This is a genomic window from Cupriavidus sp. PB-02 (genome assembly GCF_058252315.1).
On the sequence record NZ_CM177694.1, the window covers coordinates 4,033,375 to 4,046,623 of the forward strand.

Annotated in this window: 21 protein-coding genes; 1 reads left to right on the top strand and 20 read right to left on the bottom strand. The window is 63.5% G+C overall.

Annotation, left to right across the window (positions count from 1 at the left end; all coding sequences use genetic code 11):
- The first annotated feature begins 5 nt into the window (after positions 1-5).
- Positions 6-1,220: a magnesium transporter CorA family protein gene (locus AC10V3_RS18915; protein WP_022536853.1), complete on the top strand. Its 1,215-nt coding sequence runs from the start codon at positions 6-8 to the stop codon at positions 1,218-1,220.
- A gap of 24 nt (positions 1,221-1,244) precedes the next feature.
- Here AC10V3_RS18915 and dsbD read toward each other — a convergent pair whose 3' ends face one another.
- The 20 genes from dsbD to rplN form a co-directional block, all read right to left on the bottom strand.
- Complete coding sequence (dsbD, locus tag AC10V3_RS18920; RefSeq protein WP_022536854.1) at positions 1,245-3,152, bottom strand: protein-disulfide reductase DsbD; 1,908 nt, start codon at positions 3,150-3,152, stop codon at positions 1,245-1,247.
- A gap of 71 nt (positions 3,153-3,223) precedes the next feature.
- Positions 3,224-3,580 (bottom strand): divalent-cation tolerance protein CutA, encoded by a 357-nt coding sequence (cutA, locus tag AC10V3_RS18925; RefSeq protein WP_022536855.1) that lies wholly within the window; start codon positions 3,578-3,580, stop codon positions 3,224-3,226.
- Between the two features lie 112 nt (positions 3,581-3,692).
- Positions 3,693-4,088: a 50S ribosomal protein L17 gene (rplQ, locus tag AC10V3_RS18930; RefSeq protein ID WP_010812373.1), complete on the bottom strand. Its 396-nt coding sequence runs from the start codon at positions 4,086-4,088 to the stop codon at positions 3,693-3,695.
- Between the two features lie 148 nt (positions 4,089-4,236).
- Positions 4,237-5,217 carry a DNA-directed RNA polymerase subunit alpha gene (locus AC10V3_RS18935; RefSeq protein ID WP_010812374.1) on the bottom strand — a complete coding sequence of 327 codons (981 nt, stop codon included), beginning with the start codon at positions 5,215-5,217 and terminating at the stop codon, positions 4,237-4,239.
- Between the two features lie 170 nt (positions 5,218-5,387).
- Positions 5,388-6,011, bottom strand: a complete 624-nt coding sequence (gene rpsD, locus AC10V3_RS18940) for a 30S ribosomal protein S4 (protein ID WP_022536856.1) — start codon at positions 6,009-6,011, stop codon at positions 5,388-5,390.
- A gap of 291 nt (positions 6,012-6,302) precedes the next feature.
- A complete protein-coding gene (gene rpsK, locus AC10V3_RS18945) occupies positions 6,303-6,701 on the bottom strand; it encodes a 30S ribosomal protein S11 (RefSeq protein WP_010812376.1) in 399 nt (132 codons plus the stop codon).
- 24 nt (positions 6,702-6,725) lie between these two features.
- Positions 6,726-7,091: a 30S ribosomal protein S13 gene (rpsM, locus tag AC10V3_RS18950; protein ID WP_010812377.1), complete on the bottom strand. Its 366-nt coding sequence runs from the start codon at positions 7,089-7,091 to the stop codon at positions 6,726-6,728.
- Positions 7,092-7,110: 19 nt separating this feature from the next.
- Positions 7,111-7,227 (bottom strand): 50S ribosomal protein L36, encoded by a 117-nt coding sequence (rpmJ, locus tag AC10V3_RS18955; RefSeq protein ID WP_008642959.1) that lies wholly within the window; start codon positions 7,225-7,227, stop codon positions 7,111-7,113.
- A gap of 31 nt (positions 7,228-7,258) precedes the next feature.
- Entirely contained in the window at positions 7,259-7,477 is a 219-nt protein-coding gene (gene infA, locus AC10V3_RS18960; protein WP_010812378.1) for a translation initiation factor IF-1, read from the bottom strand.
- 23 nt (positions 7,478-7,500) lie between these two features.
- A complete protein-coding gene (gene secY / locus AC10V3_RS18965) occupies positions 7,501-8,844 on the bottom strand; it encodes a preprotein translocase subunit SecY (RefSeq protein WP_022536857.1) in 1,344 nt (447 codons plus the stop codon).
- 43 nt (positions 8,845-8,887) lie between these two features.
- Entirely contained in the window at positions 8,888-9,322 is a 435-nt protein-coding gene (gene rplO, locus AC10V3_RS18970; RefSeq protein WP_490922738.1) for a 50S ribosomal protein L15, read from the bottom strand.
- Positions 9,323-9,344: 22 nt separating this feature from the next.
- On the bottom strand, positions 9,345-9,527 hold the full coding sequence (gene rpmD, locus AC10V3_RS18975) for a 50S ribosomal protein L30 (protein ID WP_010812381.1): 183 nt from the start codon (positions 9,525-9,527) through the stop codon (positions 9,345-9,347).
- A 10-nt stretch (positions 9,528-9,537) separates the two neighbouring features.
- Positions 9,538-10,056 carry a 30S ribosomal protein S5 gene (gene rpsE, locus AC10V3_RS18980; protein ID WP_006160449.1) on the bottom strand — a complete coding sequence of 173 codons (519 nt, stop codon included), beginning with the start codon at positions 10,054-10,056 and terminating at the stop codon, positions 9,538-9,540.
- A gap of 21 nt (positions 10,057-10,077) precedes the next feature.
- Positions 10,078-10,434: a 50S ribosomal protein L18 gene (gene rplR / locus AC10V3_RS18985; protein WP_026201241.1), complete on the bottom strand. Its 357-nt coding sequence runs from the start codon at positions 10,432-10,434 to the stop codon at positions 10,078-10,080.
- 11 nt (positions 10,435-10,445) lie between these two features.
- Positions 10,446-10,979, bottom strand: a complete 534-nt coding sequence (rplF, locus tag AC10V3_RS18990; RefSeq protein ID WP_022536859.1) for a 50S ribosomal protein L6 — start codon at positions 10,977-10,979, stop codon at positions 10,446-10,448.
- A 10-nt stretch (positions 10,980-10,989) separates the two neighbouring features.
- Complete coding sequence (gene rpsH / locus AC10V3_RS18995) at positions 10,990-11,385, bottom strand: 30S ribosomal protein S8 (RefSeq protein WP_010812384.1); 396 nt, start codon at positions 11,383-11,385, stop codon at positions 10,990-10,992.
- Between the two features lie 27 nt (positions 11,386-11,412).
- Positions 11,413-11,718, bottom strand: a complete 306-nt coding sequence (gene rpsN, locus AC10V3_RS19000) for a 30S ribosomal protein S14 (protein ID WP_010812385.1) — start codon at positions 11,716-11,718, stop codon at positions 11,413-11,415.
- Positions 11,719-11,727: 9 nt separating this feature from the next.
- The gene (rplE, locus tag AC10V3_RS19005) at positions 11,728-12,270 is read right to left on the bottom strand and encodes a 50S ribosomal protein L5 (protein WP_010812386.1); all 543 of its coding nucleotides are present in this window, start codon (positions 12,268-12,270) and stop codon (positions 11,728-11,730) included.
- Between the two features lie 25 nt (positions 12,271-12,295).
- Entirely contained in the window at positions 12,296-12,604 is a 309-nt protein-coding gene (gene rplX / locus AC10V3_RS19010; protein ID WP_010812387.1) for a 50S ribosomal protein L24, read from the bottom strand.
- 9 nt (positions 12,605-12,613) lie between these two features.
- Positions 12,614-12,982 carry a 50S ribosomal protein L14 gene (rplN, locus tag AC10V3_RS19015; protein ID WP_010812388.1) on the bottom strand — a complete coding sequence of 123 codons (369 nt, stop codon included), beginning with the start codon at positions 12,980-12,982 and terminating at the stop codon, positions 12,614-12,616.
- Positions 12,983-13,249: the final 267 nt, after the last annotated feature.

The following is a 13,249-nucleotide window of genomic DNA, read 5'->3' on the forward strand; positions in this document are numbered from 1 at the left end:
CGCCTATGGAACTGCTCGGCTTCTCGGCCAGCCAGGTACATCGGCTCGCCTCGCTCACCGAGGCGGCCAGCTTCCTCGGCGGCAATGCCGCCTCGCTCTTCGTCTGGGCGGATTTCTCCACCGAGGAAGTCACCGCCGCCCCCGATGCCTGGCGCGAGAGCGTGCGGCAGCTTGCCGGCGCACCGATCCTGGACCTGCACCTGGCCGACGCCACCAATGCTGCGCATCCGTCGTATTTCGACACGACCATTGCGTATGACATGGTGATCTTCCGCAAACTCACCTTCGAGACCAGCCGCGCGATCGCTGAGGCGGAGCCGCAGGAGGCTGCGCCCGCGGGCGGCCCCAAGTCAAAGGCTGACGGCGCGCCGCGGCCCAGGCGTCATCCGCCCGGCTTCCTGCCCGCGCTCGCCAGGATCGACACCCAGCCGGTCACGTTCTTCGTCTTCGACACGGTGCTGGTGACGGTGCGCTCCGGGCCCTCGCGCACCGTCGACCAAGTGCGCCAGCGCCTGCTCGAGCTGTGCCAGGCGCCGCGCCCGCAGGCCGCGCCCGCGCGCGGTAACGGCCAGCCGCTGTTGCACGGCGTGCGCCCGCCGAGCCGGCCCGAGGACCTGATGCTGCGCCTGCTCAATGCGATGGTCGACCGCTACCTGGAGCTGCGCGCGCCACTGACGCGCCAGCTCGACCGCTGGCAGCGTGCGCTGCTCAATTCGCGCCGCAGCTTTTCCAGTTGGGAAGGATTGCTGGATGCCCGCATCCAGCTGCGCAAGCTCGAGCACCTGAGCGAGGAGCAGCGCGATGCGCTGCAGGAATTCCGCGACAGCCTGCTCGACAACCGCTACAGCAGCGACCAGCCAGGCGCGCCGGCCAATGCGCCGGGGCGCGACGAAGTACTGCTGGTGCGCATCAACGACGTGATGGAGCATATCCAGCGCGTGCTGGCGCATGCCAGGCGGCTGGAGGATTCGATCGAGTCGGCGGTGCAGATCCACTTCTCGGCGGTGGCACACCGGACCAACCGCACCATGCGCACGCTGACGCTGATCACGGCGCTGTTCATGCCGCTGACGCTGATCACCGGCATCTTCGGCATGAACTTCGACCGCATGCCGTGGCTGCGCGAGCCGCAAGGGTTCTGGTGGTCGATCGGCCTGATGGGAGCAGTGGCGGTGGTGCTGGCCGCGCTGTGGGGGCTGGGGCGGCAGATCGAGCGCTAGCGCGCCCGCAGCCGCAGGTACGCCTCAGGTACTGGTGCGCGTGCCGAACGCCCGTTCCAGGCTTTCCAGGAAGCGGTTGGCCGACTGGTAGCCGATCACGCGCACGGGCCGCTCGCGGCCGTCCGCGCCAAACAGGATGATGCCGGGCGGCCCGAACAGGCCGAAGCGCTTGAGCAGCGCCTTGTCGTCGGCATTGTTGGCGGTCACGTCGGCCTGCAGCAGCACGATCTCCGACAGCCGCGCGCGCACGCGCGGATCGACGAAGGTGAGGCGCTCCATCTCCTTGCAGCTGACACACCAGTCGGCATAGAAATCGAGCAGCACGGGCTTGCCCGCCGCGGCCGCCTGCGCCACGCGGGCGTCGAGCTCGGCCACGCTGCGCACGCGTTCGAAGCGCACGGCCTGGGCGCCGCCCCCTGCTTCTGCGCCGCTGCGCGCCACGCTCAGGTGCGACAGCGGCTGCAACGCATCGCGCCCGCCCGAGGCCACGCCGATCAGCACGATCGCCGCGGTGATCGCGAACAACACGCCCACGCCCTTGCCTACGCGCGCCAGGTTGCGCGGCTCCGGGCCCAGCCCGTCGAAGGCGCCGAGGAACACCGCCGCCACCAGCAGCAGCGCCGCCAGCAACAGCATCGTGGCCCAGGCCGGCAGCACCGGCCCCAGCATCCACAGCGCCACGCCCAGCAGCAGGAAACCGAAGAAGCGCTTGGTCACTTCCATCCACCGCCCGGCGCGCGGCAGCAGGTTGCCCGCGCCCACGCCCACCAGCACCAGTGGCACGCCCATGCCGATCGCCATCGCGAACAGCGCCGCGCCGCCGATCACGGCATCGCGAGTCTGCGCGATATACGCCAGCGCCCCCGCCAGCGGCGCCGTGACGCATGGCCCGACGATCAGCGCCGAGATCGCACCCATCGCCGCCGCACCCGCCACCTGGCCGCCCTGGCGGCGGTTGGAGGATTCGGTCAGCCGGGTCTGCCAGCGCTGCGGCAGTTGCAGCTCATACAGCCCGAACATCGACAGCGACAGCGCCACCATCAGCGCCGCAAACACGCCCAGCACCCAGGGCGTCTGCAGCGCGGCCGACAGGCCCTCACCGAGCAGCCCGGCGGCCACGCCGACGGCGGTGTAGACCACGGCCATGCCCAGCACGTAGGCCAGCGACACCAATAGCGCGCGACCGCGGGTGACGTGCTCGCCCACCACGATCGACGACAGGATCGGCACCATCGGCAGCACGCATGGCGTGAAGGTCAGCAACAGGCCCAGGCCGAAGAAAAGCGCCGCGATCACGCCCAGGTTGCGGCTCGCCAGCGCACCAGCGATGCGGTCGCTGTCGTCGGCGCGCAGCCCCGCCGGTGCGGCTGGCGTGGCAGGCGCCGGAGCCGGCGCGACCGTGGGCGCATCGGAGCTGCGGCGCTTGCCGAACAGGTCGGACAGGCCACCGCCGCCGACCTTGTACACGCTCTCCATCGGCGGGTAGCACAGGCCCTTGTCGGCGCAGCCCTGCGAGGTGACCGTCAGCGACCACTTGCCGTCGGCCGGGGCAGATTCGACCGGCACGCGGATGACGACGCTGTCGCGGTACGTCTCCATCTCCTTGCCGAAGGTGTCGTCGAACTTGACCTTGCCGTGCGGGTAGGCCGGCGTGCCCAGCTTCACACTGGCAGGTTGCGCGGCGAAGGCGAAGCGCTCGCGGTACATGTAGTAGCCGGGCGCGACCTCGAAGCGCACCTCCACGGTCTTGTCGTCGAGCTGGCTTGCGGCGAAGCGGAAGGCCTGCTCCGGCGGCAGGAAGTCGTCTTCCGTGGCGGCATGCGCCGTACCTGCCAGGCACAACCAGGCCAATGCCACCAGCAAGGCTGCGGCAATATGCCGCGCCCAGTTCCGACCGCCTGCTCGCTCCGGAAGTGCCAAACCGATGTTCATGAAGCTGTTTCCTGTCTGTCTTGATCAGCGCACGCTGCCGTACCTACTGCTGCGCTGCGGGCGCATGGCGCCTATTTCGCCGGCTGGCCGGCGCTATCTGTCTCGCTCCGGACCCACTCCAGGTACGGCGCGAAACCCGCCACAACGGGCCAGGCGATGATTTCCGGCACGTCGTAGGGGTGATGTTGCCGGATCACGGCCTCCAGTGCAGCGTAGCGTGCGCGCGTGGTCTTGATCAGCAGCGGCCACTCCTGCGCGCGCTCCAGGTTGCCCTGCCACCAATACTCGGATTCCACCGGCGCCAGTCGGTTCACGCAGGCCGCTGCGCGGGCTTGCAGCACGGCCTGGGACAGGTGTGCCGCGGTCTCTGCATCGGGAGTATTGGTGATCACCACGATCACCTCGGCCGGGTCGGTATGGCTTTGCATCGACACTCTCCTTGCGGCGGGCGGCCGCCCAAAACAAAAGAGCCAGGCGGTAGCCTGGCTCGATTGTAAAGCGGTGTGCCCGGACCCGCCGGAACGGCGGGCGGAAACTACCTTACTCCGCGGCTTCTTCGGCCGGGGCTTCGGTGATTTCCGGACGATCCACCAGTTCGACCAGCGCCATCGGCGCGTTGTCGCCCTGACGGAAACCGAACTTCAGGATGCGGGTGTAGCCGCCCGGACGGGTGGCGTAGCGCGGGCCCAGTTCGGTGAACAGCTTGGTGACCATGTCGCGGTCGCGCAGACGGGCGAAAGCCAGGCGGCGGTTGGCAACGGTGTCCTTCTTGGCCAGCGTGATCAGCGGCTCGACGACCTTGCGCAGTTCCTTGGCCTTGGGCACGGTGGTCTTGATCAGCTCGTGCTGGAACAGCGAGTTGGACATGTTGCGCAGCATCGCGAGACGGTGCGACGAGGTGCGGTTCAGTTTCCGCAGACCATGACGGTGACGCATGATGATTCCTTTCAGTTAAGTGTTTGACCAGCTCTTCTATCGTCCGATGCGGCTGGACGCGGGCCGGTAGTCATACGAGCCCCGGCATGAAGCCAGGGCGGTTACCGCGGTGCGAGGCCAACATGCAAAAACCGGCCCCGCCCCACAATTACTTCTCCAGACCTGCGGGCGGCCAGTTCTCGAGCTTCATGCCGAGGGTCAGGCCACGCGAGGCGAGGACTTCCTTGATCTCGTTGAGCGACTTGCGACCCAGGTTCGGGGTCTTGAGCAGTTCGTTCTCGGTACGCTGGATCAGGTCGCCGATGTAGTAGATGTTCTCGGCCTTCAGGCAGTTGGCCGAACGCACCGTCAGTTCCAGGTCGTCGACCGGGCGCAGCAGGATCGGGTCGATCTGCGGCGTGCGGCTCGAAGCAGCTTCCGCTGCCGACTCGGTGCCTTCCAGCGCGGCGAACACGGACAGCTGGTCGACCAGGATGCGGGCCGACTGGCGGATCGCTTCCTCGGGCGAGATCACGCCGTCGGTTTCGATGTTCATCACCAGCTTGTCCAGGTCGGTACGCTGTTCCACGCGAGCGGATTCAACCGCGTACGACACGCGGCGCACCGGCGAGAACGAGGCGTCCAGCACGATGCGGCCGATGACCTTGCCCGACTCGTCGCCGAACTTGCGCACGTTGCCCGGCACATAGCCGCGGCCCTGCTCGACCTTGATCTGCATGTCCAGCTTGCCGCCGGCGGACAGATGGGCGATCACGTGGTTCGGGTTGATGATCTCGACGTCGTGCGGCAGCTCGATATCGGCAGCCGTGACCACGCCTTCGCCATCCTTGCGCAGCGACACCGTGACTTCGTCGCGGTTGTGCAGCTTGAACACCACGCCCTTCAGGTTGAGCAGCAGGTTGACGACGTCTTCCTGCACGCCGTCGATGGTGGAATACTCGTGGACCACCCCAGCGATCGTGACTTCGGTCGGCGCATAACCGACCATCGACGACAGCAGCACGCGACGCAGGGCGTTACCGAGCGTATGGCCGTAGCCGCGCTCGAACGGCTCCATCACGACTTTGGCGTGATGGTCGCCCAGAGGCTCGACGGCGATGATTTTTGGCTTGAGGAGTGCTGTTTGCATTAGGTTGTCCTTTTCAATACCCTCGGCTCGTTACACCGATAAGGCTGACGTTTGGAACCTGAAAATCCCATCGCACGATGGGCAATAAGCCCGACCGCGCATAGCGCGCGTCGGGCTGAAAGAGAAGCTTTGCGGCGAACGCAAGCTCTGGGATCGTTCTGCTCGGTTGATTAACGCGAGTACAGTTCGACGATCAGGCTTTCGTTGATGTCACCAGCGATATCGGCACGATCCGGCGCTTGCTTGAAGGTGCCTTCGAACTTCTTGGCATCCACAGCGACCCAGGTCGGGAAGCCCGACTGCTCGGCCAGCGACAGCGCTTCGGCGATACGGACTTGCTTCTTCGACTGCTCGCGGATGGTGATGGTGTCGCCCGACTTGATCTGGGCCGACGGCACGTTCAGGGTCTGGCCGTTCACCAGGATCGCCTTGTGCGACACCAGCTGGCGCGCTTCAGCGCGGGTCGAGCCGAAGCCCATGCGGTACACCACGTTGTCCAGGCGCGATTCCAGCAGTTGCAGCAGGTTCTCGCCGGTGTTGCCCTTGCGGCGGTCGGCTTCGGCGAAGTAGCGACGGAACTGGCGCTCGAGCACACCGTAGATGCGCTTGACCTTCTGCTTTTCACGCAGCTGGTTGCCGTAGTCGGAAGTGCGGGCACCCGAGGTACGGCCGTGCTGGCCGGGCTTGCTGTCCAGCTTGCACTTGTCGGCGAGCGAACGGCGGGCGCTCTTCAGGAACAGGTCGGTGCCTTCACGGCGGGAAAGTTTGGCCTTCGGGCCGGTATAACGTGCCACGTTGTCTTCCTTTGATCGATCACGGCGCCTGTGTGGACGCGCCGCGAGTCCGTCAACGCTGTGCTACCCGGTATTTCGGGAGACCGTGACGGACGGTGGGCTTATTGAGCGTGCCCCATTGCCGGGTACGACGCTGAAAGCAATAACCAGTGCATCGGGCAAATGTGCTGCAAGAGACATTCACTCGAAGCAAAACGAAAACCTGCCGCATCGAAATGCAGCAGGTCAACGCGCGATACTACCATATCCGAAACCGGCAGGTAAACCCGCCGGTCCGGACACGCCAGCGCCTTAGATGCGGCGGCGCTTCGGCGGACGGCAGCCGTTGTGCGGAATCGGCGTGACGTCTTCGATGATCGCGATCTTGATGCCCAGCGCGTTCAGCGCGCGGACAGCCGATTCACGACCCGGGCCCGGGCCCTTGATGCGCACTTCCAGGTTCTTGATACCCTGGTCTTGCGCCACACGGCCGGCGTTCTCGGCAGCAACCTGGGCAGCGAACGGGGTCGACTTGCGCGAACCCTTGAAGCCCTGGCCACCGGCGGTCGCCCACGACAGGGCGTTGCCCTGGCGGTCGGTGATCGTGATGATGGTGTTGTTGAACGAGGCGTGGACGTGCGCAATGCCGTCGGCAACGTTCTTCTTGACCTTTTTACGCGCGCGTGCGGCGTTATTCGGACCTTTTGCCATTAGTTTCTTCCTCTGCCTTCGGCTTTACTTCTTCAGAGCCACGCCGGCCTTGCGCGGACCCTTGCGGGTGCGGGCGTTGGTCCGGGTACGCTGGCCGCGCATGGGCAGGCCCTTGCGGTGACGCATGCCACGATAGCAACCAAGGTCCATCAGACGCTTGATGTTCATCGTGGTTTCACGACGCAGGTCACCCTCGACCGTGACCTTGCCCACTTCGTCACGAAGCTTTTCCAGGTCGGCGTCGGTCAGATCCTTGACCTTCTTGTCAAACGGTACACCGGTGGCCTCGCAAATCTTGCGAGCGCGCGAGCGGCCGACACCATAAATGGCCGTCAGGCCGATTTCGGTGTGCTTGTGGTTCGGGATGTTAACCCCTGCGATACGTGCCATTCGTCAATCCTCTTTCCGATTAGCCTTGGCGTTGCTTGTGGCGGGGATCCGACGAGCAGATCACGCGCACGACACCGTTGCGCTTGATGATTTTGCAGTTGCGGCAAATGCGCTTAACAGAAGCCAGCACTTTCATGATTTTTCCTCTTCCTTCAATTCCTGTTCGCTCACTTCGTCCGGAAGACGATTCGTGCGCGCGACAGATCATATGGGGTCAGCTCGACCGTCACCTTGTCACCCGGAAGAATCCGGATGTAGTTCATTCGCATCTTGCCGGAGATATGGCCCAGTACTACATGGCCATTTTCCAGCTTGACCCGGAACGTCGCATTGGGAAGGTTTTCCAGGACCTCCCCCTGCATCTGGATGACGTCGTCTTTTGCCATACCTAGCCTGTACCGATCCGAAGTCAGCGCAAGGTCAGATTGCCCTTGAAATTCGCCTTCTTCAGCAGCGACTCATATTGCTGCGACATCACGTAAGACTGAACCTGAGCCATGAAGTCCATCGTGACGACCACGATGATCAGCAGCGAGGTTCCGCCAAAGTAGAACGGAACGTTCCACCGCAGCACCAGGAATTCCGGCAACAGGCAGACCAGTGTGATATAGACCGCACCAGCCAGCGTCAGGCGCACTAGAATCTTGTCGATATAGCGCGTCGTCTGCTCGCCCGGACGAATGCCCGGAATGAAGGCACCGCTTTTCTTCAGGTTGTCTGCCACTTCACGGCTGTTGTACACCAGCGCCGTATAGAAGAAGCAGAAAAATACAATCGCAGCAGCGTACAGCAGGATGTAGACCGGCTGGCCCGGCGACAGCGTGGCAGCCAGGTCCTTGATGAACCCGCCAACCATGCCCGTCGAGTCAGACGTGAACCAGCCCGCGATCGTCGCCGGGAACAGGATGATCGACGATGCGAAGATCGGCGGGATCACCCCTGCCATGTTCAGCTTCAGCGGCAGGTGCGACGACTGGCCGCCGTACACCTTGTTGCCGACCTGACGCTTGGCATAGTTCACCAGGATCTTGCGCTGGCCCCGCTCGACAAACACCACGGCGAAGGTCACACCGATCACGATCGCCACGATGAAAATCGCCGCGATGATGCTCATGGAACCCGTGCGGACCAGTTCGAACAGTCCGCCGATCGCGTTGGGCAGGCCCGCCGCGATACCGCCGAAAATGATGATCGAGATGCCGTTGCCCAGACCACGCTCGGTGATCTGCTCACCCAGCCACATCAGGAACATCGTGCCGGTCACCAGCGTGATCACCGCCGTGGCCCGGAACATCAGGCCCGGATCCAGCACCAGCCCAGGCTGCGACTCCAGCGCCACCGCAATCGACAGCGCCTGGAACGTGGCCAGGACCACCGTGCCGTAGCGCGTGTACTGCGTGATCTTGCGCTGCCCTGCCTGCCCTTCCTTCTTCAACGTTTCCAGCTGCGGCAGCACGATCGTCAGCAATTGCATGATGATCGACGCCGAGATGTACGGCATGATGCCGAGCGCGAAGACGGTAAAGCGCGACAGCGCCCCGCCCGAGAACAGGTTGAACATCCCGAGGATGCCACCCGACTGACTCTGGAAAAGCTTCGCAAGCTGCTCCGGATCGATACCGGGCACCGGAATATGAGCGCCGATGCGGTACACGATCAGGGCCAGCACCAGGAACATCAGCCGGCGCTTGAGGTCGCCGTACTTCGCCGTGTTCCTGGCTTGCGCGCTTGCATTGGGTTTCGCCGTGGCCAAACGATGCTCCGACTATGACTGCCTATGCTGCGATAAATGCCTGTCAGGCTGCGATCTGGCCGCCGGCGGCTTCGATCGCGGCCTTGGCGCCAGCGGTGGCGCCCAGACCCTTGATCGTCACCTTGCGGGTCAGTTCGCCAGCCTTGATGACCTTGGCGCCCTTGACCAGCTCGCCCACCAGGCCAGCTTGCTTCAGGACCAGCAGGTCGACTTCGGCCGCTTCCAGGCGCTCGATGTCACGCAGCGTGACTTCGGCGGTGAACGCCTTGGTCAGCGAGGTGAAGCCGCGCTTCGGCAGACGACGATACAGCGGCATTTGACCGCCTTCGAAGCCCACCTTGTGGAAGCCGCCCGAACGCGACTTCTGACCCTTGTGACCGCGACCGGCAGTCTTGCCCAGGCCGGAGCCGATACCGCGGCCGACGCGACGCTTGGCGTGCTTCGAACCGGCGGCCGGTTTCAGGTTGTTCAGTTGCATGTTGCTCTCCGAGTTCCCGGTATCAGGCCAGAACCTTGACCAGGTACGAGACCTTGTTGATCATGCCGCGCACGGCGGGCGTGTCCTGCAGCTCCGACACCGAGTTGATGCGGCGCAGGCCCAGGCCACGAACGGTGGCGCGATGATCCTCGCGCGTGCCGATCAGGCTGCGCACGAGTTGCACTTTTACGGTTTTCTGCGACATTGCGTTCACCTTAACCCAGGATGTCTTCGACCGACTTGCCACGCTTGGCGGCGATTTCGCCCGGCGTGCTCATCTTCTGAAGGCCGTCCAGCGTGGCGCGAACCATGTTGTACGGGTTGGTGGAGCCGTGCGACTTGGTCACCACGTTGGTGACGCCCATCACTTCGAAGATCGCGCGCATCGGGCCGCCGGCGATCACGCCGGTACCTTCCTTGGCGGGCATCATCAGCACCTTGGCGGCGCCGTGCTTGCCAACGACTTCATGTTGTAGCGTGCCGTTCTTCAGCGAGACCTTGACCATCTTGCGACGGGCTTCGTCCATTGCCTTCTGAACGGCGACGGGCACTTCCTTGGCCTTGCCCTTGCCCATGCCGATGCGGCCATCGCCGTCACCAACCACGGTCAGCGCAGCGAAACCGAGAATCCGGCCGCCCTTCACCACCTTGGTGACGCGGTTGACCGAGATCATCTTCTCGCGGAGGCCGTCGTCGCGTTCGTCCTGCTGGACTTTTGCTTGCATCTTTGCCATGACGTATCTCTCTTTGTGCGCTTAGAACTTGAGGCCGGCTTCGCGGGCAGCGTCAGCCAATGCCTTCACGCGACCGTGGAAGCGGAAGCCGGCGCGATCGAACGCGACGGTTTCCACGCCGGCAGCCTTCGCCTTTTCGGCGATGCGCTTGCCGACCGCGGTCGCGGCAGCGGTGGTAGCACCATTGCCGGTCAGTTCCTTGCGGACGTCTGCCTCTGCGGTCGAAGCCGAAGCCAGCACCTTGGTGCCGCACTCCGAGAAGACCTGGGCGTAAATATGCGAATTCGTACGGAACACGGTCAGACGATTGACTTTCATCTCCGCGATCTTGGCGCGGGTCTGACGTGCACGGCGCAAACGAGCGTCTTTCTTGTTCATCATTGCACCCCTTACTTCTTCTTGGTTTCCTTCAGGATGACGCGCTCGTTCGAGTAGCGTACACCCTTGCCCTTGTAGGGCTCGGGCGGACGGTACGCGCGAACTTCCGCGGCAACCTGACCGACTTTCTGCTTGTCCGCACCCTTGATGATGATCTCGGTCTGCGTCGGCGTTTCCGCCTTCACGCCTTCCGGCATCTCATGGATCACGTCGTGCGAGAAACCAAGCTGGAGCTTCAGCGCAGCGCCTTGCAGCTGGGCACGATAGCCCACGCCGACGAGGTTCAGCTTGCGCTCGAAACCGGTGGTTACGCCCTTGACCATGTTGGCCACCAGAGCACGCATGGTGCCCTGCAGAGCGTTTGCTTCACGCGAATCGTCAACCGGGCTGAAGGTCAGCGTGTCGTTCTCGACATTGACCTTGACCAGGCTGTGAATCGGCTGCGACAGCGTACCGAGCGGGCCCTTCACGGAGAGCACGCCAGCCGCCACGTTCACTTCCGCGCCCTTGGGGAGCGCGATGGGAGCCTTACCTACACGGGACATGGTTCTCTCCTTAAGCGACGTAGCAGAGAACTTCGCCGCCCACGCCAGTGGCGCGAGCCTTGCGGTCGGTCATCAGACCCTGCGGGGTCGAAATGATCGCCACACCCAGGCCGTTCATCACTTGCGGGATGTCGCTGCGGCCCTTGTACACGCGCAGACCGGGCTTCGAGACGCGCTCGATGCGCTCGATCACCGGACGGCCGGCGTAGTACTTCAGGCCGATGCTCAGTTGTGCCTTGCCGCCATCTTCCTGGACGGCGTAGTCGTCGATATAGCCTTCGTCCTTCAGGACCTTGGCGATTGCCACTTTCAGCTTCGACGACGGCATGACAACCGACGCCTTCTGCACGCCCTGGGCGTTGCGGATGCGCGTCAGCATATCGGCGATAGGATCGCTCATGCTCATACTGTTTCTCCTGTAGCCTGTGCGTAATTACCAGCTGGCTTTCGTCAGACCCGGGATTTCGCCCTTGAAGGCGATTTCGCGGATCTTGTTACGCGCCAGGCCAAACTTGCGGAAGGTACCGCGGGGACGACCGGTGATCGCGCAGCGGTTACGCTGGCGAGTCGGGTTCGCGTTGCGCGGGAGCTGTTGCAGCTCGAGACGCGCGCTGTAACGCTCTTCTTCCGACTTCTCTTGGTCGTCAATAATGGCCTTGAGGTTGGCGCGCTTGGCGGCATACTTCGCCACCAGCTTGGCGCGCTTCTTCTCACGTTCAATCAGAGCCAGTTTAGCCACGGTTACCCCTTAATTGCGGAACGGGAACTTGAACGCACCGAGGAGTGCCTTGGCTTCCTCGTCGTTCTTTGCCGTCGTCGTGATGCTGATGTTCAGACCACGCAGTGCGTCGATCTTGTCGTACTCGATTTCGGGGAAAATGATCTGCTCTTTCACACCGATGTTGTAGTTGCCACGACCGTCGAACGAACGGCCCGACACACCACGGAAGTCACGCACGCGCGGCAGGGCCACGGTGACGAAACGATCGAGGAATTCGAACATGCGCTCGCCGCGCAGGGTCACCATCGCACCGATGGGGTAGCCCTGGCGGATCTTGAAGCCGGCGATGGCCTTCTTGGCCTTCGTCACGACCGGCTTCTGACCGGCGATCTTGGTCAGGTCGCCGACGGCGTTTTCAATGATCTTCTTGTCATTGATCGCTTCGCCAAGGCCCATGTTCAGGGTGATCTTGGTGATGCGCGGCACTTCCATGACCGACTTGTAGCCGAACTGCTCGATCAGCTTCGGCACAACCTGTTCTTTGTAAAACTCTTGCAGACGTGCTGCCATGCTCAACTCCTATACGTGCCCAGAATCAAGCTGCCACGACGGCGCCAGTGGTCTTCAGCACGCGCACGCGCTTGCCGTCTTCCACCTTGATGCCGACGCGCGACGGCTTGCCATTGGCATCCACGAGCGCAACGTTGGAAATATGCAGGGGCATGACCTTGTCGACCACGCCACCGGTAGTGCCCAGCATCGGGTTCGGGCGGGCATGCTTCTTGGCGATGTTCACGCCTTGCACCGCAACCTTGTCGCCGAGGACGGCTTGCACGGTACCGCGCTTGCCCTTGTCCTTGCCGGTCAGCACGATGACTTCGTCGCCTTTGCGAATCTTGTTCATGGCGGCTCCTTACAGCACTTCCGGAGCGAGCGACACGATCTTCATGAAGCGCTCGGTACGGAGTTCACGAGTCACCGGCCCGAAGATACGGGTGCCGATCGGCTCGAGCTTGTTGTTCAGCAGGACGGCGGCGTTGCCGTCGAACTTGATCAGCGAACCGTCAGCCCGGCGCACGCCCTTGGCGGTACGCACGACGACGGCGTTGTAGATGTCGCCCTTCTTCACGCGACCGCGCGGCGCTGCGTCCTTGACGGTCACCTTGATGATGTCGCCAACGCTTGCGTAGCGGCGCTTGGAGCCACCCAGCACCTTGATGCACAGCACTTCGCGCGCACCAGTGTTATCGGCCACTTCGAGCCGGCTTTCTGTCTGAATCATGGTGTTTGTCTTCCCAACTTAATCCGCCAGGTGCGATAGCGCCCGTCGGTCAGTCTTGGTCCCGTCGGCTCCGGCCTTGCGCCAGCACCGTCTGGGTTGATCAACTTTGAAGTCGGTAGGAACCTGGCAATCCCGACAGATCGTCGAGGCCGCCTGGCCCTGGCTCGCTCAACAGGCCCGCCCGGGTGGTACAGCTAAGGCGAACGCAATAAAGCGGAAGTCCAGGATTATAGCTACATAACCCTGGACTTGCAAGTCAAGCTAAGA